This is a genomic window from Mesorhizobium sp. WSM4844 (genome assembly GCF_055811775.1).
Window position 1 is genome coordinate 43,949 of sequence record NZ_JBVVQB010000025.1, and the last position, 20,488, is coordinate 64,436.

General features: G+C 61.8%; 17 protein-coding genes. 11 read left to right on the forward strand and 6 right to left on the reverse strand.

Annotation, left to right across the window (positions count from 1 at the left end; all coding sequences use genetic code 11):
* Positions 1-56 precede the first annotated feature (56 nt).
* The 3 genes from AC0L2A_RS19970 to AC0L2A_RS19980 are packed head-to-tail and all read left to right on the forward strand — an operon-like array spanning position 57 to position 3,675.
* On the forward strand, positions 57-1,826 hold the full coding sequence (locus AC0L2A_RS19970; RefSeq protein ID WP_473610252.1) for an oligopeptide/dipeptide ABC transporter ATP-binding protein: 1,770 nt from the start codon (positions 57-59) through the stop codon (positions 1,824-1,826).
* Positions 1,823-2,686: an ABC transporter permease gene (locus tag AC0L2A_RS19975; RefSeq protein WP_091597600.1), complete on the forward strand. Its 864-nt coding sequence runs from the start codon at positions 1,823-1,825 to the stop codon at positions 2,684-2,686. The genes AC0L2A_RS19970 and AC0L2A_RS19975 overlap by 4 nt, the downstream gene beginning before the upstream one ends.
* A complete protein-coding gene (locus tag AC0L2A_RS19980) occupies positions 2,686-3,675 on the forward strand; it encodes an ABC transporter permease (protein WP_091597597.1) in 990 nt (329 codons plus the stop codon). Before AC0L2A_RS19975 ends, AC0L2A_RS19980 begins: the two co-directional genes overlap by 1 nt.
* A 10-nt stretch (positions 3,676-3,685) precedes the next feature.
* On the opposite strand, the gene AC0L2A_RS19985 is transcribed toward AC0L2A_RS19980, so the two are convergent.
* Positions 3,686-5,533, reverse strand: a complete 1,848-nt coding sequence (locus tag AC0L2A_RS19985; RefSeq protein ID WP_473610253.1) for a PAS domain-containing sensor histidine kinase — start codon at positions 5,531-5,533, stop codon at positions 3,686-3,688.
* Between the two features lie 93 nt (positions 5,534-5,626).
* Complete coding sequence (locus AC0L2A_RS19990; protein ID WP_128177283.1) at positions 5,627-6,265, reverse strand: response regulator transcription factor; 639 nt, start codon at positions 6,263-6,265, stop codon at positions 5,627-5,629.
* An 825-nt stretch (positions 6,266-7,090) separates the two neighbouring features.
* Between AC0L2A_RS19990 and AC0L2A_RS19995 the strand changes: the two genes are divergently transcribed.
* On the forward strand, positions 7,091-8,269 hold the full coding sequence (locus tag AC0L2A_RS19995; RefSeq protein WP_473610254.1) for a patatin-like phospholipase family protein: 1,179 nt from the start codon (positions 7,091-7,093) through the stop codon (positions 8,267-8,269).
* Between the two features lie 261 nt (positions 8,270-8,530).
* On the forward strand, positions 8,531-8,893 hold the full coding sequence (locus tag AC0L2A_RS20000) for an SPW repeat protein (protein WP_091597809.1): 363 nt from the start codon (positions 8,531-8,533) through the stop codon (positions 8,891-8,893).
* Positions 8,894-9,233: 340 nt separating this feature from the next.
* On the opposite strand, the gene AC0L2A_RS20005 is transcribed toward AC0L2A_RS20000, so the two are convergent.
* Positions 9,234-9,857 (reverse strand): TetR/AcrR family transcriptional regulator C-terminal domain-containing protein, encoded by a 624-nt coding sequence (locus AC0L2A_RS20005; protein WP_473610256.1) that lies wholly within the window; start codon positions 9,855-9,857, stop codon positions 9,234-9,236.
* Between the two features lie 82 nt (positions 9,858-9,939).
* On the opposite strand from AC0L2A_RS20005, the gene AC0L2A_RS20010 reads away from it, so the two are divergent.
* The 6 genes from AC0L2A_RS20010 to AC0L2A_RS20035 all read left to right on the forward strand — a co-directional run bounded on the left by AC0L2A_RS20010 (position 9,940) and on the right by AC0L2A_RS20035 (position 18,282).
* Positions 9,940-10,968: an HlyD family secretion protein gene (locus AC0L2A_RS20010; RefSeq protein ID WP_473610257.1), complete on the forward strand. Its 1,029-nt coding sequence runs from the start codon at positions 9,940-9,942 to the stop codon at positions 10,966-10,968.
* On the forward strand, positions 10,965-12,686 hold the full coding sequence (locus tag AC0L2A_RS20015) for a DHA2 family efflux MFS transporter permease subunit (RefSeq protein WP_473610259.1): 1,722 nt from the start codon (positions 10,965-10,967) through the stop codon (positions 12,684-12,686). Before AC0L2A_RS20010 ends, AC0L2A_RS20015 begins: the two co-directional genes overlap by 4 nt.
* Before the next feature lie 257 nt (positions 12,687-12,943).
* Positions 12,944-16,555: a PAS domain-containing protein gene (locus tag AC0L2A_RS20020; protein ID WP_473610260.1), complete on the forward strand. Its 3,612-nt coding sequence runs from the start codon at positions 12,944-12,946 to the stop codon at positions 16,553-16,555.
* Positions 16,552-17,199 (forward strand): response regulator transcription factor, encoded by a 648-nt coding sequence (locus AC0L2A_RS20025; protein ID WP_473610261.1) that lies wholly within the window; start codon positions 16,552-16,554, stop codon positions 17,197-17,199. The genes AC0L2A_RS20020 and AC0L2A_RS20025 overlap by 4 nt, the downstream gene beginning before the upstream one ends.
* Positions 17,196-17,585 (forward strand): response regulator, encoded by a 390-nt coding sequence (locus AC0L2A_RS20030; RefSeq protein WP_128177265.1) that lies wholly within the window; start codon positions 17,196-17,198, stop codon positions 17,583-17,585. Before AC0L2A_RS20025 ends, AC0L2A_RS20030 begins: the two co-directional genes overlap by 4 nt.
* A complete protein-coding gene (locus AC0L2A_RS20035) occupies positions 17,575-18,282 on the forward strand; it encodes a response regulator transcription factor (RefSeq protein ID WP_473511214.1) in 708 nt (235 codons plus the stop codon). The genes AC0L2A_RS20030 and AC0L2A_RS20035 overlap by 11 nt, the downstream gene beginning before the upstream one ends.
* 112 nt (positions 18,283-18,394) lie before the next feature.
* Here AC0L2A_RS20035 and AC0L2A_RS20040 read toward each other — a convergent pair whose 3' ends face one another.
* From AC0L2A_RS20040 to AC0L2A_RS20050, 3 genes are read right to left on the reverse strand one after another with little or no spacing between them, the layout of a single operon-like run.
* Positions 18,395-19,042, reverse strand: a complete 648-nt coding sequence (locus tag AC0L2A_RS20040; RefSeq protein ID WP_473610263.1) for an HD domain-containing protein — start codon at positions 19,040-19,042, stop codon at positions 18,395-18,397.
* Between the two features lie 50 nt (positions 19,043-19,092).
* Entirely contained in the window at positions 19,093-19,842 is a 750-nt protein-coding gene (locus AC0L2A_RS20045; protein WP_473610264.1) for an SDR family NAD(P)-dependent oxidoreductase, read from the reverse strand.
* On the reverse strand, positions 19,829-20,473 hold the full coding sequence (locus AC0L2A_RS20050) for a glutathione S-transferase C-terminal domain-containing protein (RefSeq protein WP_473610266.1): 645 nt from the start codon (positions 20,471-20,473) through the stop codon (positions 19,829-19,831). The genes AC0L2A_RS20045 and AC0L2A_RS20050 overlap by 14 nt, the downstream gene beginning before the upstream one ends.
* Between the last annotated feature and the right edge of the window lie 15 nt (positions 20,474-20,488).

Below are 20,488 nucleotides of genomic sequence, written 5' to 3' on the forward strand. Positions count from 1 at the left end.
AGCAGGTCAGACTCGTACCGCAGATGGTCAAGCTTTCGCACCGAATGTCCGAACCCGTGACCGAATCCGTCCTCTCCGTCAAAGACCTCTCCGTCATTCTCAGCCGCGAAGGCCGTCCTTCCCGCGTCCTCGATGGCATCAGTTTCGACATGTTTCCGGGCGAGATCATCGCGCTGGTTGGGGAAAGCGGTTCCGGCAAGACAAGCATCGGGCTGACGCTTCAGGGGCTCTTGCCGCGCGAGTACCACCCGCAGGTTGCAGGCTCGATCCGGCTTGCTGGGATCGAACTTGTCGGCTCGGGAAGGCGCACCTGGCAGTCGGCCCGCCGCCACCTCGTCCGCGCCATCTCGCAAGATCCGATGGGCGCGCTCAACCCCACAATGACGATTCGCCGCCAGATGCGAGAATCCAATGGGGGGTGCGAGGGATCGATCGAGGATTGGCTCAGCCGAACCGGCCTGCCTGACCCGGACCGCATTGCTGATGCGCTTCCGCATCGCCTGTCGGGGGGGCAGCGTCAGCGAGTGCTTATTGCCATGGCGATGATGGCAAGACCGAAGCTGCTCATCGCCGACGAGCCGACCACCGCGCTCGACGTCACCATGCAGGCGCAGATCCTCGACCTGTTGCGCGACCTCGCCCGCGATCAGCAGACGGCAATTCTGTTCGTCACCCACGATTTGACTGTGGCGGCCTCACTGGCCGACCGCGTCCTGGTTCTCTACGCCGGACGCATTGTCGAAATCGGCCGGATGCAGGACGTGGCCCGCAATGCCACGCACCCTTATTCTGCCGGCCTTCTCGCCGCCCGATTCGATCTGGACTCTGATCGACGGCGCCCGCTTCCCACGCTCCCGCCCGAGCACACGCACTCCATAAATGTTGAGGACGCCTGCGCCTACGCGACACGTTGCCCGATCGCCCAGCCAGATTGCACGGCAATCCGCCCACCGCTGGAGCTTGCTTCCGTCCACGGTGGCGCAGTCGCCTGCCTTCACCACGAACAAACTCCATATCTCTCAGCACAGCGCGCTGATGCGAAACCATGGCCGGCCCAGGCGATCCAGGAAACCGCCGCATTGAGGCTGTCCAGTATCGGAAAAACATACCCGACAGGCGCCCGATCGTTTTGGGGACGGCGTAAACCACAGTCCGTTCTCAGGTCGGTCAACCTCTCGATCAAGCTTGGCGAGTGCGTGGCACTGGTGGGCGAGAGCGGCGCCGGCAAATCTACCCTTCTGAGGATTGCTGCCGGGCTCGTGGTACCCGAGAGCGGCACTGTTACACGCTTCGACAAGCTTCCTCCGCAAGTCGTGTTTCAAGACCCCGTCGCGGCGCTGACGCCGTGGCTCACGATCGGCGAGCAGATAGGCGAGCGCCTGCGGGCCGTTTCGCTGGACAGCGACTATGGCCGCCGTCGCGTGGGAGAGGCAATGAAGCTGGTCGGCCTCGATCCGGTCCTGATGGACACGCTGCCGGCCGAGATGTCGGTCGGGCAGTGCCAGCGCGCCGTTTTGGCTCGCGCGATAATCGTCCCCCCAAGGCTCCTGCTCTGCGATGAGCCTATCAGCGCCATGGACGTGTCGCTGGCGGCCACCACCTTGAACCTTCTTGGCGACCTTCGGCGGCGGCTCGATATGGCGATGCTGTTTGTGACCCACGATCTGGCGGCCGCCAGGATCATCGCCGACCGTGTCGCTGTGCTGAAGGACGGCGAGTTGGTCGAGGTTGCCGATCCAGATGCCATCATCGCCGCACCACAATCCGCCTACACGCAGTCTCTCATCGCGGCGATGCCGAGCCTGCAGGCGGCGGGCGGACGATGACCGGCAGGCCGAGCCCGGACACGCTGCCGGCGCGGCCTCGGTTCAACTGGCGCGATTTCTTCCGGCGTGCCGGTTGGCTTGGAAGCGTCGGCATCGTCGGCGTCCCTGTCGTCACCGTTGTGGCCGTGCTGGCGCCCTGGATCACGCCGTTCGACCCACAACTGCGCGTCGCCGGAGCCTACTTCCCGCCTTCGGCCGAGCATTGGTTCGGCACTGACGAGATCGGCCGTGACCTGTTCTCGCGCGTTATCCTCGGCATTCAATATACGTGGCTCCCAGGGCTTGCCGTTATCGGTTTCAGTCTCACTTTTGGCTCCCTGGTCGGACTGATTTCAGGCCTGATCGGCGGCAAGGTGGATCTGGTAATCGAGCGGATCGTCGACTTGTTCTTGGTTCTTCCAGGAACGCTTATCGCGCTCGCTGTCGTCGCTTCGCTTGGCCCGGGGCTCGTCAACACGATGATCGCGCTCGCCATTGTCTGGTGGATGTGGTACGCGCGCATATCCCGTGATGAAATTCGTCGCCTCAAGGCTCGTCCGCATGTCGAGGCGGCGCGTATCGCCGGGGTCCGCGGTCCGCGCCTGCTGTTGCGTTACTTGTTGCCGGGAGTGGTCCCAGCGTTGCTCATCGGGGCATCACTGGATGTCGCCAACGTCATCATGACGATGTCGCTGATGTCGTTCCTTGGCCTTGGACTGCCTGCACCGGCGCCTGAACTCGGAGCGATGACGTCGCGCACCCTCGACAGTCTCACCGTCCATTGGTGGTTGCCGATCCTGCCGGCCGCGATCATCTTTCTCCTCTGCCTTCTCGCCAACCTTGCGGGCGACGGCATTCGCGCCGCGCTGAGGGGGGCGTAGTGCTGGCATATCTCACCAAAAGCATCATCGGCGCCATCGTCGTTCTCCTGGTGATGAGCTTCATTGTTTTCGGTCTCCAAAGCATTATCCCCGCCGATCCAGCGCGGGCCATTGCCGGGCCGAACGCTCCGCTGGAAACGGTCGAAGCGATGCGCGAGCAGCTCGGACTGAACGACCCGGCTGTCGTTCAGTACGGGCGCTTTCTATTGCGCCTCGCGCATGCGGATCTCGGGACGTCGGTAAGGACCCGGCAGCCGGTGTATGACGACATACGGCAATATCTTCCTGCTACGCTTGAACTCGGACTGGCGGCGATCGCTTTGGGAGTGGCGCTCGCCGGCGTCATGGCGGCACTTCAGTTCCTGATACCGGGATCGGGCGGCATAAGGCTCGTTATGGTTGGGGTAGGATCCACGCCGATCTTTCTATCCGCCTTGCTTCTCGCCTACTTTTTCTGGTTCCGACTCGATTGGCTTCCGGGGGCGGGTCGGCTTGCCTACCGCGACTTCGCAGGCCCTACGGGACTCAACGTCATCGACGGAATACTGGTCGGCCGGCCCGAAGTCAGCGTCGACGCGCTGCTGCACATGATCTTGCCGGCGCTTGCACTGGCGTTGCCTATCGGCATCGCGGTCGGGCGAAGCCTGAACAGTGCGCTTCACGAGGTGATGAGGCAGACATACATCCGGACCGCGCGCGGCAAGGGTCTCAGCGAGACAAAGGTGCTGTTGCGCCACGGTTTGCGCAATGCCGCCACGGCCCCACTGTCCATGGTCAGCCTGCAAGTCCGCCTTCTCTTCGGCAATTTGCTTGTTGTCGAGCGCGTTTTCGGATGGCCTGGTCTGGGTCTCTACACGGTCCAGGCTTTTGCCAGCGCCGATCTCCCGGCAGTGCTGGGCGTCGCCATCGTTTTCGGGATATTGTACATCCTGGTCAACACGCTCATCGAGATCGCACAGTCGATAGCCGATTCTCGGATCGACCTCTGAAGGCGCCCACTCAGGCCCTTACTGTCGCGCCGGTGGGTGTCTTGGTCGAGTCGCCAGCGCGGATGGGGAGGCTGAAGGTTATGGATGCCCCCCCTGTCTCGACATTTTCCCCCCAAAGCCGTCCGCGGTGCGCCTCGACAATCGAGTGGCAGATTGCCAGGCCCATTCCCATTCCATCCGGCTTAGTTGTGTAGAACGCTTCGAAAATCCGTTCCGGATCGCTAAGCCCGCGGCCGCTATCTCGCACTTCGACCTCGACTGTTCCGTCATTCTGACGCCGCGACACGATCCGCAGGCTTCGCACGGTGGTGTTGACGTCATCCATCGCTTCGATGCCGTTGCGGACGATGTTGAGGACGACTTGCTCCATCTGAACGAGATCGGCAACCGTCGCAGGAAGGCCGGGATCGAGTTGAAGGTCCAGCTTGACGCTGCTCGATGCGAGCCTGTCACCCAGGAGATCACACACTTCGCGGATCACCGCGTTCAGATCTATCGGGTGCGGTTCGGCTTCGGTCTTGCTGAACAGCGCACGGATGCGGGTGATCACCTGTGCCGCCGCGTCAGCGTTTCTGATGATTTTTTGGGCGACACGGCTGGCGTGACTGAAATTTGGCGGATCGGCGTTCAGCCATCTCTGGAAGGCGCCGGTGTTGGCCACGACCGCCTGGAGCGGCTGGTTGAGTTCATGCGCAATCGACACCGACAGTTCGGATAGGCTGGCGGCGCGCAAGGCGCGCGCGAGCCGTTCGTCCGCCAGACGCAGGGATTCTTGGGCGCGGACCTCGTCGTCGATGTCGAAGTTGACGCCGTACCAGCGAAGGATAGTGCCGTCTTCGTCGCGTAGCGGTTCGAACCGCGAATCAATCCAGCGATATTCGCCATCCTTCCGGCACAGCCGACCTTTGTGCTGGAGTGGTTCTCCACGGGCAAAGGACTTCTCGAACACAGTCTTGACGGCCGCCCGGTCATCGGGATGGAACAACTTCACATGCGAGGCGAATTGGCGCGTGCCTCGCGGTTGCGCCTTAGCCGAGTCGATGCCCGCCCAGTCGACGAACCGTTTGTTGAAGTAGTACGGCAATCCCGCCGGCGTCATCAGCCAGATCATGGTGGGAACTGTATCGACCAGCAGGCGCAACTCACGCTCACGCTCGCGCAACGCAGATTCGGCCTTCTTCTGATCGTCGATATCCGCCGTGTGGCCGTACCAGCCGGTTATCCTCCCGTACTCATTGCGCGAAGCAATGCCGGTGTCGCGAAACCATCGATACGTTCCGTCGAACCGACGCATACGGTGCTCGTCGATCACAGGCTCGCCCGTCTGCAAGCTGTGACGCCATCGCGCCATGCTCGCCTCGACATCGTCCGAATGGACAAACTGTGTCCAATGATAATCATCGCCATCCATGATCCGGCGCATCTCATCGGCTGTCACACCTACATACTCGAGCGCCGCGGGACTGACCAAGCGAAGGCGGCCATCCGCAGAGGCCGACCATCCGAGGCCCGGAATATCGGCAACGCCGGGTCCGGTATCATGGTAGACCCGGTCATAGAAGCTCATGGTCCTGAAGATCTTTATCACGAACCATAGGGCTAACGCCGCGACGACAAATACCGCCAACCGGACCGCGCCGCCTGTGGCCCCTGATTCCAGCGAAAACAGGATCACGCATGAAAGCAGACCGGCCGCGGCAACGGCCACCAAACCGGCCTCCCAGCCGATGCAGATGCATATGACTGCAACGGCGACCAGCAAAACGTATGGCTCATTGACGAATAATGCCAGCAAGACGCTCGCAGCGCCAATCGCCAATGCGACGGCGCGGCGTTGTTTCGTTGACGTCAGCTCCATTTCGACCTCTCGAGACCGCCTCTGCGTCCCACTCCCTGTCGCGGTCGATGTTCCGAGTCAGTTACGGAGCGCCAATGCCTGATTGTAAGCCGCTCAGCGGCTGTCGACTGGAAGCGACTGCCACACATTGAAGAGATGGGAGATGGACCTTGCGTTCATCTTCTTCATCATGTTGCTCCGATGGAGCTTTACGGTGATCTCGCTGATGCCGAGATCCGATGCAATCTGCTTGTTTGTGGCACCGGAGACCACGAGCCTCAGCACTTCCCGCTCGCGGGGCGTAAGGGTCTCATAAAGTGCCACGTTCTTTCGCGATACGGTCGATGCCGCTCTTCGCGTGACGTCGTTGGCGATAGCGGTGGACACTGCGTCAAGGAAGGTCTGGTCGCGCACCGGCTTGGTTAGGAAATCCACTGCCCCCGCCTTCATCGCCTGGACGCCCATCGCGATGTCGCCATGACCGGTCAAGAATACGATCGGCGTTAGAATGCCTTTGGTTGCCAGGACATGCTGAAGATCGAGGCCGCTCAAGCCCGGCATTCGCACATCGAGAACGAGGCAGCCTGGGCGGTCCGGCAGTTTTGCGTCCAATAGTTCCTGGCCCGAAGAAAACGACATCGTGTCGATGCCGACCGAATTCAGCAACTCCTCCAACGCGTCGCGGACCGTTGCGTCATCGTCGACCAAAATTGTTATGGGACCGTCTGCGATTCCTGAAGTTGCCACGCCCATGACTCTGGCCTCGGGGAGATATGCTGAACCCGAATTGGCCGGGTTCACGCAGTCAGTATCAACCGCGCTTCTGTCACACGTCAATCAGGACCTGCGTCTCACGCGAGGCGGCCGGAGCTTGCTCTGCGCCAGCTATGCCCGCCAATTCGTAGTCTCTACGTCAGGTCTTGCGTACCCGTATCGCGGCGGGCAACGCAACACTACAAAGGGTGATCGGACCTAGCGATTTGAATGGCTGACCTAGACGTCGGTATAGGTGCGTGGACCGTCGATTCCTGCCCTATGTCATTCACCTTCGGAGCAGGACATCGCCGTCGCGGTGATCGGCTGCTGCGCCCTCAAGCGGCTCCCATGGTCCTGCGACTCGCCATGAAAGCCGCATCGGCACTCCATTCCGTGCACTCGGCGCCTGCCTGGTCGTGCAGTCCCGTGCCCTGGAGTTTTGGTGGATTCCGGGCGTCAGGCGCGCGCCGAGCCACGATCACAGCGGATAGAACTGCGGTCCGCCGACGTCACCGCGGCGGGCGATCTCTACCGTGGTATTGCTCGCCCTCATCCTTGGATCAATCGACTACAGCCGCGCTTTTCACATAGCCTTCTCGATGTGGTTCATCACCGACATCGTGTCGGGCAAAAATGAGGAGCATGCGGTCCCGCATGATGCGTCAGGCTGACGGCGAATATCGTGCTGCCAGCGTTGCGCACGGCTGATGGAAATCAGGCTCTTTGCCGAAAGCGAATTGTTCGACCGAAGCGTCGGAGACCCGCGGCTGTCGGATATGCGAACTACTCCGCGTTCACGAAGCCAAGCACGGGAGATCCGGTTTGCGTCCTTTGAAAGTATCGGTGCTCGTTGGGCTGGCAGCACTGGTCGCGACATTCGTTTGGTTCCCGGGATGCGACACTCGGATCGCCGCCACGGACATACCCCTTGACGCGGCGGAAGCAGAGAAGGCTTCGATCGCCGGCTATGGCGAGATCAGGATATATCGCGACGCGCGGATCGCTGCGGGAGATGTGCGCGACTGGACGCCGGCAACCGAGCCGGATGGCCTCGATGTCCTGATGATCTCCGGCGGCGGTGCGGGAGGCGCCTTCGGCGTCGGCGTGCTTTCGGCGTGGAGCGAGACCGGGACCCGCCCGCAATTTGATGTAGTCACCGGCGTAAGCACTGGCGCCCTAATCGCGCCATTCGCGTTCCTCGGATCGGCTCATGACGGCACGCTGGTGCATCTCTTTACAAGCGGCGTCGCCGACGATCTTGTCGCGACCAAATTTCCCGTGGGCTTGATCGGATCGAGCTTGCTGAGATCCACGCCAATGAGGCGGATGGTCGAGGAGTTCATCACACAAGCGGTCCTGCAGCAGGTTGCAGCCGAGCATCGCAAAGGCCGCCGCCTCCTGATCCTCACGACGAATCTCGACACCCAGCGGGCCGTCGTATGGAACATGGGCGCCATCGCCAACAGCAGCCGACTGGACGCGCTGAAGCTGTTTCAGGACGTTATGATCGCTTCGGCGAGCATTCCTGGCGTTTATCCGGCGGTCATGATCGAAGCCGAGTCAGGAGGGCGACGCTTCCAGGAAATGCATTCCGATGGAGGGTCGACGTCGCAAGTCTTGATACTTCCGCAGGCAATTCTGGCAAGCACGAACCCTATCGTGCCCGGGAAACACCAGAGTGTCGATTTTCATGTGATCGTAAACAATGCGCTCATACCGGAATTCGCCACCACGCGGAATCGAACGTTGTCCGTGATCGCAAGAGCGTATTCCATCCTCCTCAAGTCACAGACACAGAGCGAACTGGCTATCCTCTACAATTATGCCAAACTGACCGGGGCACGTTTCCACCTTGCGACCATTGACGCCCAAATCCCCTATTCGATGCTCGATCCTTACAACGCCAGCTATATGCAAGCTGTCTATGACCTCGGATACGCCGGCTTGGCGGCTGGCACCCTTTGGAAAGACAGCCCTGTATTCGCCGACAGGCGCCTGTGATCAGCATCGTCAACGTCAGGCTCTGCTCGGCAGGAGCATGTCCGACAGTAAGAAGGCGGGTTTCCTGCGCCCAGCAACGCTGTGACCCCAAGCGCTTCGATATTCTCCGCCAGCACCGCGCTCAGCTGCACTAGACCTTAGCATCGCCCGACAGATGCCTGCGTAGAATAGGCTGCTGCGCGGGACCGCGTCATTCTCCTCGTATCGGCCGCCCCGACATCGATGGCGTGGTGCGGAGCCGGACTGGAGAAGGAGACGAAGATGACAAATGAAGTACCGAGCAAGGGGTTGGAGTGGACCAACCTCGTTCTGGGCGCAGGTCTGGCCTGCGCTGGCTTCGCGTTCACCGAGATGCCCGCCGCGGCTTGGAACGCGGGGATCGTCGGCGCGCTGATTGCCTGCTGCTCCGCCGTGGCGCTCTACCGCTACGGAGCGTGGACGGAGTGGTCCAATCTCGGCTTGGGGTGCTGGGGCGTAGCCGCTCCGTTCCTGCTCGGCTTCGGATCGGCGCAGGCGGCGACGTGGACGCACGCCTTGGTTGGGCTTTGCGTCGCGACGATCGCCATCATCCAGCTTTCGAGCGGCCGCAAGGCGCAGATCCTTTCCAGGTCCGACGCCAGATAATTTCATGGAAGGCCAGGCACCAGGGGACGGGCGCGCCGAACTGTTTCCGCGACCGTCCCCTGGGATGCTTCGGCGAGTTGCGCGTGAAAACTCGCGCCGCAAGCCCGAACCGGCAAGAGAACAGATCATGGACCCCGTGAATTCCGAACCAACACTCGAAGAGATGCTGGACGATCCTATCGTCCAGCATCTGATGCGGCGCGACAACGTCTGCGCCGACGATGTGAGGCGGATCATTCATGAGGCCCGTGAGGCATATCGGCGTCGAGGCCTGCTCGAACGGGGCACGCCGCGCGACTTTTCGCCAAACGGCCCGATGCTGACGGCAACGATTGCCCTTCTACTTCCGGCTGCGTCGAACGCCGTTCAGGAAGATTTCCACAGCAGAAGCAACCGCCTCCCGCGCTTCTTCGTCCGACGGCGGGGACCGGAGCCCGAGAACGACCTGCAGATGCAGGTTGTCGCGGGTCATGCCTACAAAGTGCCCGGCCAGACGCAAGCAATCGTCCGCCTGGATTTCCCCCCGTTCCCTGGCGGCTTCGAGGACCTCGGCGAGCCGGACCGCGGTCCGTCCTGGCCCCTGTTCGTAGAACGACTTCACGAGATCGGGGAAGCGGTTGGCCTCGGTAACGGCAATTCGGTAGATTCCGATCAAGGTGGGAGACATATAGGCGTCCATGGAATGCCGGCCGAACGCCGTCAGTGTCGCCCGCAGATCGTGGCCTTCTATTTCCTCGATCACCAAGGGCGACAGCAGCTTGTCTGCGCTTTCCCTCACGATAGCCGAGAACAGACCCTCCTTGTTGCCGAACTCATTGTAAATGTTGCGTTTCGATCCGCCGGCGCGTTCGATGATCGCGTCGATGCTCGTCGCGGCGTAGCCTTGTTCGAAAAAGACCTCGGCAGCCGCTTGAAGAAGAGCGTCCCGGCGGCCGTTGCGCCGTGTGGTCCTTGCAGCAGCCATTCATCCACTCCAGTCCATCCCTTGACTGGTAACGACCATTACCATAAACGTCAATGGTAACGCCTATTACCGGAGGCCCGTCATGCCGTATAGCAGGAAAAAGACGATCGGGCTGCTGCTGTGCCTCTCAGCTGTGGTCGCGCTTGGCGCAGGATGGGCTTGGGCCCGTTCGGATGACACGTCGACCGATAACGCGTACGTCCGTGGGGATGTGACCGGGCTTGCGCCGAAGATCGCGGGCTACGTCACCGCAGTAGAGGTTCGGGACAATCAGGCCGTCCGGGCGGGTGACGTCCTGTTCCGCATCGACGACCGCGACTACCGCGCGCGGCTCGCGCAGGCTGTGGCTAATGTCGAAGCCGCTCAGGCGCAACTTGGCAATGTCGACGCCGAAGTCCAGCTTCAGCATGCCCTCATCAGGCAGGCCGAAGCCCAGACGCGTTCGGCCGAGGCCGAGCTGAACCTCGCGACCAAGGCGTCCGGCCGCCGCCGCGAACTTATTCGTACCCACGCCGTAAGCCAGGCCGAGGTCGACGAAAGCGATGCCGCGCGGTCGAGGGCCGAAGCGGCCGTGGCGGCGGCATCGGCAGCACTGGAGGCACAGCGGCAGCGCATCGCCGTGCTCGACGCCCAGCACGAAGCCGCCGTTGCCGCGGTAGCGCAGGCCCGGGCCGCGGAGGAACTCGCTCAAATCGACCTCGACAACGCCGTGGTTCGCGCGCCGGTAGACGGCGTCGTCGGCAACCGCCAGGTTCGCATCGGCCGGCTGGTGGCGCCGGGTGCCTCTCTGCTCGATATTGTTCCGGTCAATGATCTGTGGGTCGTGGCGAACTTCAAGGAAACCCAGATCGAACAAATCCAGCCCGGTCAACACGTCCGCATCACCATCGATGGCTACCCAAACGAGATGTTTGAAGGGATGGTGGACAGCTTTGCGCCCGGCAGTGGGTCTGCCTTCAGTTTGCTCCCCGCAGACAATGCGACAGGAAACTTCGTTCGCGTCGTTCAGCGCGTTCCGGTCAAGATTCGATTCATCGGCAATCCGCTGCCCGGTCGCCTAGTGCCCGGCCTGTCCGCGCGTGTCGAGATTGATCGCGGTAGAGACTCATGACCGCAGTGGTCATCGCCATCCCGGACCGCAACCGACCAGCAACAGGAGCCCTTCTCGTCGCGGGCATTATACTCGCCACTCTGACAGAGGCGATCGCCAGCACAGTCCTGTCGCTCGGGCGTGGCGATATCATCGGCGACACCTATGCAACGCCCGATGAGTTCGCCTGGCTGGATGTGGGATATACCGCGCCGAAGCTGATCGGGTTCATGGCCGCCGCCTGGCTGATGAACCGCGTCAGTCCACGCTGTCTGATCGTCGGCTCGACCATAGCCATGGGCGCAGCCTGCGCCCTTGCCGCCATCACAACGCAACTGGATCTGCTGGTTGTGCTCCGCGTAATGCAAGGCTTCTCCGGAGGCGTCCTGCTCGTCGCGGGGCAGACGATCATTTTTCTCGCTTATCCGCGACGCCACCAGCCGATCCTTCAGGCCCTGTTCGCAATCGGTTCGGTCGTTGCCCCGGCGACGATCGCCCCAGCCTTTGAGGGCTGGTTGCTCGACAGCCAGTCGTGGATGTGGATCTTCTTCAGCGTCGTCCCGGTGGCGCTCGCGGCCGCCGGATTCTTGCTGATCGCGGACTGCCCGGTGCCCGTCAAAGCCGGACCCCGCCCGTTCGACTGGCTTGGCTTCTCGCTCCTCTCGACCGCACTGTTCTGCTTCACATACGTGCTCGGCCAAGGCAGCCGATGGGACTGGTTCGAAGAACGACACATCGCCTGCCTAACGGTGGTCGGCACGGCCACTCTGCTGGCATTTCTCGGCCAACAAATGATCGTCAAAGGTCAGGGCCTGCTGGACTTCACCCCGTTCCGGTCGGACGATTTTTCGTTCGCCTTCATCGTCAGTTTCGTCGCCGGCGCCGCCTTGTTCGGGAGCGCGTTCCTGATCCCTTCGTTCGCCGTGTCCGTCCTTGCGTTCACGCCAACCGACGCCGGCCTGCTCCTGTTGCCGAGCGGCGCACTTTTCATCGGCGCGCTCCTCATCGCTGCTTTCCTCATGCAGGTCCGCCGCATTCCTCCAATCGCCACGGTGCCCTTTGGAATCCTTATGATCATGGTTGCGATGTGGATGCTGTCCGGTTCGACCATCGAAAGCGGCGCGGACGACATGATGCCAGCCATTCTGTTGCGTGGCCTCGGCCTCGGCTTCCTGTTCCTGTCGATCACTCTCATCGCTTTCGGCAAGCTCAACCACCAGAACCTCGCATCCGGCGTAGGCCTCTTCAATACGGGTCGCCAGCTCGGTGGCCTCATGGGTGTCGCCTGGCTGCAGACATTGATCGAGAATAACGTCGCCGCCAATGTCGCGGTGCTCGGCGCCAACCTCACCGCGGGCATTCCCGCGGTCAGCGAGCGTCTGGCAACGACGACAGCCATGCTCGCGGCAAAAGGAATGGATCCCGTGGCAACTGGCCGGGCAGCGACGAGCCTGCTGGGCAGAGCGGTCGCCGGTCAGTCCACAGTGATCGCCTTCGACACCGCGTTCAACGCAGTCGCGCTGCTGTTCGTGGTTGCCGCGCCCGTGCTGGTCACGATCAAGATCGGCCTCGCCCGATACATGAGAAAGCGCCAGTCGTCCCTGGCGCTGAGGGCGGTTCCGATGCCGATCGCGCCGACGTCCGACATGACCCCGAGCTTGCCGCCCTCAACCTTGGCCTCGAACGCCCTCGTCGAAGAAAGCAAGAGGCAAATGGAAGACGTACAGTTGCCAGCGTGACAAACGCCCCTGGAAAGGTTCTCGCCAGCCAGCCAATGTCGTGGATGCCCGCAGCAGTATCATCCTGAGGGCTAGGTCAGGTACGCTTCGGCCACGCCTCATGGATTTCCATGAGGTGCAGTCGGGGGGGCGCCGAATTAGGGTGGGCCATGAGTTCGCCAGCCGAGATCATGAGTTCGCCAGCCCAGATATCGCGGGGACGTGCTACACGCAGCGTTGACAATCCCCAGCCCTTCTTTGCCCGGCAGGAGAAACCGATGATGTCCGTCTGGTCGCGCCCGCAATTCCTTCATCTGGGGCTATTTTTTGCGGCATATGTCTTGGGCTGCGGGTTCGCCCAGGCGCTGGCAATCGTCCCCGGAATAACGGTTTCCATTTGGCCTCCGGGCGGCGTTTTCATCGCGACGCTCATCCTCACCTCTCCTTACAGTTGGCCGTGGTGGATATTGGCAGCCTGCCTGGCGGAGATGTTCGCGCAGTTCGTGTGGTTCCACAGTCCGCTGCCTGCGGGGTTCCTGATCTATGTCGGCAATGCCCTTGGAGCGGCTGTCGGCGCAACGCTTGTGAACCGGGCATGCGGGCGTCCGGTTCGGCTTGAAACTTTGCAGGAAGTCCTCGCATTCGTCGTTCTGGGCGCTGGAGTTGCGCCCCTGGTAAGCGCGACGGTCGGAAGCGCGACGCTTGCGTGGTTTGGCATAGCATCGCAAACTTTCACGGCGGTATGGCCGCTGTTTTGGATTGGTGACGCCACAGGAGTCCTGCTCGTAGCGCCACCGGCGCTGGTCGTGATCCAGTATTGGCGCAGCAAGACCCAACTCCCTCCCGCACAGCGGGTGGAAGCCGGCGTCCTGGGTCTGATCTTCCTGGGGGTCGCCGCGCTTTCCTTGAGCGACGTCTACCTGCCCACCCCCTACATCATCATGCCGCCCCTTCTTTGGGCCGCGGCGCGCTTCGAGTTCAGAGGCGCCGCCGTCGCCTTGACGCTCCTCGCCCTGATCACGATGGCGCTCACGATATCTGGAGACAGCCAGTTTGTCGGCGCTCCCGAGTTCCAGAGGGAAAGGCAGGTCATGCTGCAGCTTTTCCTGGCAATCTCGGCATTTTCGGCGCTCATCGTAGCGGCCATATCTCGGCAGCGTCAGCTGGCGCTGGTCACATCGCGCGACCGGGAGCGGGAGCTTTCGCAGCTTGTCGATATGGTTCCAAGCCACGTCTGGCGTCTCGCGCCCGACGGCGAGCCGATTTTCTTCAACAAGCGCATGGTCGATTTTCTCGGCCTGGACGTGGCGGATACGATCAAGCCGGGCATGAGCCGCATGACGGTGATGATAGAGGCCGGCGTCCATCCGGACGACAGAGCAGCGTTCTCGGACACGCTCCGCCGTTGTCTCGCCACCGGCGAGGTCCTTGCGATGCGATATCGCTTGCGCCGTCAAGACGGGGTCTACCGCTGGATGTCGAGCCGCGCCGAGCCGATGAAGGACCAGGACGGGCGCATTGTCCAGTGGTACGGGCTCTGTCACGACATAGACGATCAGATGCATGCCGAAGAGGCGCTGCGGCGGAGCGAGCGGCAGCTTCAGGAGACGATCGATGCCGTACCAGTCCGGATCTGGAGCGCAAAGCCTACGGGCGGGCCGGTCTACTTCAACAAGCGCTACCAGGACCATTTCCGCTCCGTCATTGCGGATTTCGAAGCTCTCGGGGAGCCGCGCATCGAGCAACTGCTGCAGGAACTGATCCATCCCGAAGATGCTCCCGAGGTACAGAACACCCTACGGAATTGCTTCGAAACCGGTGGCATGTCCACGATGCGATTTCGTTGGCGCGAACAGCACGGCGCGTACCGCTGGGCGGAGTGCAGGGTAGAGCCTCGGCGTAACGAAGACGGTGAGGTCGCGGAATGGTACGGCGTTTCGCTCGACGTCGACGATGAGGTGCGTGCGCAGGAAGCCTTGCGCGACAGGGAGCGCGAGCTCTCGCAGCTCGTAAATATGGTTCCCGTCCATATCAGGCGTCTGACGCCGAAAGGCGAGCCGACCTTCTTCAACAAGCGCTTGCTCGACTTCTTCGGCTTGAACGACCTGGCCCAATTGGACAAGCCGGACATGAGCCGACTGGCGGCAGCCATAACGACCCTCGTCCATCCGGAAGATGCCGCACGTCTGCTGGAGACCGTCCGCCACTCCTTCGCCACCGGGGAGCCCTACTCCATGAAGTATCGGATGCGTCATGCGGATGGCGCGTATCGTTGGGTGGACGGCCGCGGGGAACCGGTGCGGGACCAAAGCGGCGCGATCATGCAATGGTATGCCATTTCCATTGACATCGACGATGAGATGCGCGCGCAGGAAGCGCTGCGCGACCGGGAACGTCAGCTTCAACAGCTCATCGACACCGTGCCCGTGCAGATCTGGTGCGTCACGCCTGGCGGGGACCCTGCATACATCAACAAAACGATGATGGACTATATCGGCCTGAAGCTGGATGATTTTGATGCCGACGGAGGCCTGCCCAGTGCGATCCGGACCATCGTCCATCCAGAAGACAGGGCCTCTTTGCTGCAGGCCTTGACCCATTCCTTCAGCACGGGCGAACCGTTCGAGCTGAAGTTTCGCAACCGCCGGTGGGATGGTTCATACCGCTGGACGGAGGGGCGTGCTGAACCACTCCGTGACGAGAGCGGCCGCATCATCCGGTGGTTCGGCGCCAACGTCGATATCCATGATTTCGTGACTTCTCAGGAAGCGCTGCAAGAGCGGGAGCGCTTCCTCTGGCAACTCGTGGAAACGCTGCCGGCAATGATCGATTGCGCGGCGCCGGATGGCGAGCCGGTCTATCGTAGCCAACAGCTCCGCGAGTTCCTGGGGTATGAGCTTGAGCGATTGGACGGCACCGGAAAGTCCCGGCTGGCCGGCACGCTTGACGCCGGTGTGCATCCCGACGACTTGGCGGAGGTCAAGGGAGGATATGCTCATTCGTTGTCCACCGGCGAGCCCTATGCGCGCAGGCACCGCCTGCGGCGGTTCGACGGCGAGTATCGCTGGGTTGAGACACGCGCCGCGCCGATGCGCGATACCGAAGGGACTATCGTGCAGTGGAATGTCATCTGCCTCGACGTTGAAAATGAGGTTCGGGCGGAGGAAGAGCTGCGGCTGGCGCAAGAGAGCCTTGCACGAGCGAGTCAGGCCGCGAGCCTTGCCGAGCTCTCTGCTTCCATCGCGCACGAAGTGAACCAGCCGCTGGCGGCCGTGGTGGCGAACTCGCATGCCTGCCAGCGATGGCTTATGGCTGAGCCACCAAATCTCGAGCGTGCGCAGAAGACGGTGGAGCGCATTATTCGTGACGCAAATGCGGCCGCCGACGTCGTGAGTCGCATCCGTGCTCTGTTCAAACAGTCCGGCGAGGCAAGGAGTTCTACGGCGCTCAGTGGCGTTATCGTCGAGGCGCGCAACCTCATGGCCGAGGAAGCGGCGCGGCGGCGCGTCCGCATGGATATCGATGTCGAAAGCGACCTGCCGCTCGTCGCGCTGGACCGCGTACACATCCAGCAGGTTCTGGTGAACCTCATTCGCAACGGCATGGATGCCATGGACGCCGTTACGGGCGACCGGGTTCTTGAGGTCCGTGTGCGCCGCATAGGCGATGTGGTTCAGACGCAGATCAGCGATCGTGGCGCGGGGATCGAGTTTCCCGACAACATCTTCGAACCGTTCTTCACGACGAAGGGGAACGGAATGGGCATGGGGCTCGCGATCTGCCGTTCGATCGTCGAATCGCACGGCGGACGCCTGTGGGCGGAGAAGAACGAACCACAGGGGGCGACGTTCGTCTTCACCTTGCCGATTGAAGTGAAAGCGGCGCCATGACCACAGATGACCATATCGTCTTCATCGTGGACGACGATGCGCGCCTGCGGGAGGCGCTGAGCGAGCTGCTGGATTCGCACGGTATCCGCGCCGCTGCGTTCGGATCGGCCAGCGAATACATCGGTGCAAACAAGCCGGACATCCCGGCATGCCTCATCCTCGACGTCGAGCTGCCCGACATCAACGGCCTGGATCTGCAGAGGCAGATATCAAAGGGAGATCATCCGCCGATCGTTTTCATAACAGGGCACGGCGACATCCCGTCCTCCGTCCAGGCGATCAAGCATGGCGCCGTGGACTTTCTCACCAAGCCTTTCAGTGATGCGGATCTCATGGCTGCAATCCAGGCGGCGCTCGCCGAGGATCGGGAAAGGAGGTCCGCGCGTGCTGAACTGGTGGCGCTGAAGCAACGCTATCTCGACCTGACGCCGCGCGAACGCGAGGTGCTGCCGCTCGTGGTGAGCGGCCTTCTCAACAAACAGGCAGCCGCTGAACTCGGAATCAGCGAGGTCACGTTGCAGATCCATAGAAGGAACGTGATGCAGAAAATGGCGGCGTCATCGCTCGCCGATCTCGTACGTATCGCGCAGCGACTGGAGATACCGATCACCCACTCGCGCCGAGCGGGAGGGCACCGGGCGTGACCAAGGGAAGACCTGTCGTGGCCGTTGTCGATGACGATCCAAGGCTACTCGAGTCGCTGGAGGATCTGCTGGAGTCCGCCGGCTATGCGGCCCGCAGCTTCTCGTCGGGGCGATCATTGCTCATCAGCGGGCTATCCGGCCTTGACGTGCTCATAACCGACATCGGGATGCCCGGCATGGACGGCTTCGAACTTTGTGGTCTGGTGAAGAAGGTGCGCCCGGACCTGCCGGTGTTCCTGATCACCGGGCGCCACGAGATTGCCGATGCGGACAGAGCCCAGGGCGTCAGCGGGTGCTTCCGAAAGCCCTTCGATGCGCAGGACATGCTGGCAACCATCGGCAATGCATTACGCAAATCGAAAAATGGAGGTGAACATGAGAGTTGAGCAGCTGCCGCACTTACGGAGATCGGCGCCGTCGTCATCGCAGCGCAGGAGCGACGCGGAGCAGCCACTCGTAATCATTGTGGATGACGATGCGTCTGTTCAGGAGGCGCTGTCCGAATTGATACTCTCCGCCGGGTTCCAGCATGTCTGTTTCAGCTCGACGCGCGAATTGCTCGATGCCGACGTACTGGATAGCGCCGGTTGTCTGATCCTCGATGTGCGCATGCCGGGAGCGAGCGGTCTCGATCTGCAGCGGCATCTGGCCCAAAGCGGCAATCCCAAGCCAGTCATTTTCCTGACCGGGCATGGCGACATTCCGATGACCGTCCAGGCGATGAAGGCCGGGGCTGTGGATTTTCTCACCAAGCCGGTGCGGGACCAAACGCTGCTTGACGCTGTTATTGCGGGCATTGCGATGGATGCCGCGCTGCGGGCGGAAGCTGCGGTCGTCAAGCGCAATGTCGAACGCTTTGAGACGCTAACGCCACGCGAGCGGGAGGTTCTTTGTCAGGTTGCGCGGGGACGCCTCAACAAGCAGATCGCCTTCGACCTCGGCATTAGTGAGGTGACGGTAAAGCTGCACCGCGGCAACGTCATGCGCAAGATGGAGGCCGCTTCCATCGGTGAGTTGATCCGGGAATGGGAAACTCTGCCCGCGCCGATGCGCGAGGTCGGCGGGGCCAGGACAGCGGCATGAAACAGTTCCGGCAGCGGCTCACCGGAAGGGCACGAGTCGCCGGCCACGGGCGAAGGTAGACAGCCGAATTCGCCGGGTGCGACGAATCCGGACAATCCGGCTCCAGCCGTATTCAACCTTCAAATGGCGCGTTCGACACGAGATCGACGGAAGAAGGAGCTCGGTATCCAGATACATAGCGTTCACCGAAATCCCGGACGAAATTGTCGTAGGTCGTTTCCGGCCTGGTCTCGGCGATGTGACAGAAGCACCGGGTCATGCGACGCTTCATCTTGAGCCGCGGGAATTCCTTGACGATCCTTGCGATCTCCGCTGCAGGGACAAGCTCGTATTGCAGGCCGATCACATCCAGGCAGATGCCGGCAGTACAGAGCGCCACCTCCGCCTCCTTGTAGAGGCCTATCGACGGTGTCGAGTTTAGGGCGACGCTGTCCCAGATCAGCTGGGCTCGGCGCTCGTCGACACCGCCTTGCTGTGCGAAGATCCGGGCTAGGTCGGCGCCTTCGACTTCGAAGCGGCGCGGGCCGTTAAAGCGCTCGTTGAGCGTGATGTCATGCAGCAGCGTCGCCAGGGCGACGACTTCCGCGTCGTGATCGATGTTCCGAAGCTGTCCAATCCGCGCCGCGAATAGCCAAGAACGGACGACATGATTGAACAGATAGGATTCGCATTCGCGCCGAGCATAGTCGAGGGCCCGTTGCACAAGCGGCGTATCGGGAACCAAAACCCCTCCAAGGATTCGACGGCTGGCTCGGTTCATGTCTATAGTCTCCTCAGCGATTTTCGAACGGCTGTTCGTCGGCACGTCCGTCATGTGAGGCCAAGGCCCCCATCCACGGCGATTACCTGCCCGGTCACCCACTCGGACGCCGAATCGGCGAGATGCACGATCCACCTGGCTACGTCGTCCGGACTGCCACGTCGTTTGAGCGGTATCTGCTCTCGCTCCGCTTCCTCGATAACCGCTGCATGTTCCGGAGAGAGCCCCATCATACCCGTCAGTGCTCCCGATTCGGTTGGACCGGCAGCGATGGCGTTGACCCGCACTCCCTGTGGCGCGAGTTCGAGCGCCCAGCAGCGCGTCAGGTGTTCGAGCGCTGCCTTGCTGGCGGCGTAGTGGGACAGACCCGTCGCGGGCTTGTGACCGAACGTGCTCGATATGTTTATGATCGCTCCCTTCGCCGCCGTCAGATGCGGAAGGCCTGCCGACGCCAGCAGGCTTGGGCCAACGACATTCACCGCGAAGATGTCCGCGATCCGCTCAGCGGTAGCATCGCCCAGAGGCAAGAGAGCGCCAGCGCCGGCATTGTTTACGAGGATGTCCAGACGTCCCCATGTGTCGATTGCCTTCGCAATGGTGCGAGGGGCATCCTCGGGCTTCGCAGCGTCGGCGACGAGACTCATTATATTCGGGTGCTCAGCGGCCACTTCCTCCACCATTGCTGGGCGGCGTCCGGTGATGAGGATCTTCGCACCTTGCCTGGCAAAGCTCAGGGCTGCGGCGCGGCCGATGCCGGAGCTTCCTCCGGTGACGATGACAACCTTGTTATCCAGTGACATGATCGCGCTCTTCACGGGTGTGAGCATTCGCTTCACTGTCTATCAATGAGATCAGGCCCTCTTGCCGCATGGCCGCTTGCACTGCCGGACGGCTCGCCATGCGGCGACGCAATGCAACGAATGGCGCGGGAATGCCGACATCATAGCGCTCGGCCCACAAGAGCATAACGAACAGATAGAAATCCGCGACGCTGGGCGTTGCGCCAAACAGGTAGTTGCCCGCAAGCCTCTCGGAAAGTATGTCCAGCAGCTTGGAGATCGTCGCTTTTGCCTGCGCCTTTTGGGTTTCGCTGCTGGCATGCCACATCGGCTTGAAGCTGCGGTGCACCTCGGTCGAGATGAAAACCAGCGCTTCTAACACGCGCGTGCGGCCAAGGTTTCCTGGAATACCGAGCGTTGGATACTCCGTAGCGAGCCAATCGAGGACGGCGATGTTCTCGGTGAGGATTTCTCCGTTGTCCAGCACCAGCGCCGGAACGTAGCCCTTTCGCGTTACATCGTTGAAATCGGCCCCCGATGCCGTCCGCTTGGTCTTCAGGTTGACGCTCTCCCGCTCGAATGGCGCGCCAGCTTCGAGTAGGGCGATGTGATCGGCCAAACTGCACGCAAGCGGGCTGTAGTATAGTTTCATGTTCACGATCCTTTT

What these genes read in the sequence shown, in the direction of transcription:
- AC0L2A_RS19975 (WP_091597600.1), top strand. Translation starts at nt 1,823, where the DNA reads ATGACCGGCAGGCCGAGCCCGGACACGCTGCCGGCGCGGCCTCGGTTC.
- AC0L2A_RS19985 (WP_473610253.1), bottom strand. Translation starts at nt 5,533, where the DNA reads ATGGAGCTGACGTCAACGAAACAACGCCGCGCCGTCGCATTGGCGATT.
- AC0L2A_RS19990 (WP_128177283.1), bottom strand. Translation starts at nt 6,265, where the DNA reads ATGGGCGTGGCAACTTCAGGAATCGCAGACGGTCCCATAACAATTTTG.
- AC0L2A_RS20000 (WP_091597809.1), top strand. Translation starts at nt 8,531, where the DNA reads ATGACAAATGAAGTACCGAGCAAGGGGTTGGAGTGGACCAACCTCGTT.
- AC0L2A_RS20005 (WP_473610256.1), bottom strand. Translation starts at nt 9,857, where the DNA reads ATGGCTGCTGCAAGGACCACACGGCGCAACGGCCGCCGGGACGCTCTT.
- AC0L2A_RS20010 (WP_473610257.1), top strand. Translation starts at nt 9,940, where the DNA reads ATGCCGTATAGCAGGAAAAAGACGATCGGGCTGCTGCTGTGCCTCTCA.
- AC0L2A_RS20015 (WP_473610259.1), top strand. Translation starts at nt 10,965, where the DNA reads ATGACCGCAGTGGTCATCGCCATCCCGGACCGCAACCGACCAGCAACA.
- AC0L2A_RS20020 (WP_473610260.1), top strand. Translation starts at nt 12,944, where the DNA reads ATGATGTCCGTCTGGTCGCGCCCGCAATTCCTTCATCTGGGGCTATTT.
- AC0L2A_RS20025 (WP_473610261.1), top strand. Translation starts at nt 16,552, where the DNA reads ATGACCACAGATGACCATATCGTCTTCATCGTGGACGACGATGCGCGC.
- AC0L2A_RS20035 (WP_473511214.1), top strand. Translation starts at nt 17,575, where the DNA reads ATGAGAGTTGAGCAGCTGCCGCACTTACGGAGATCGGCGCCGTCGTCA.
- AC0L2A_RS20040 (WP_473610263.1), bottom strand. Translation starts at nt 19,042, where the DNA reads ATGAACCGAGCCAGCCGTCGAATCCTTGGAGGGGTTTTGGTTCCCGAT.
- AC0L2A_RS20045 (WP_473610264.1), bottom strand. Translation starts at nt 19,842, where the DNA reads ATGTCACTGGATAACAAGGTTGTCATCGTCACCGGAGGAAGCTCCGGC.
- AC0L2A_RS20050 (WP_473610266.1), bottom strand. Translation starts at nt 20,473, where the DNA reads ATGAAACTATACTACAGCCCGCTTGCGTGCAGTTTGGCCGATCACATC.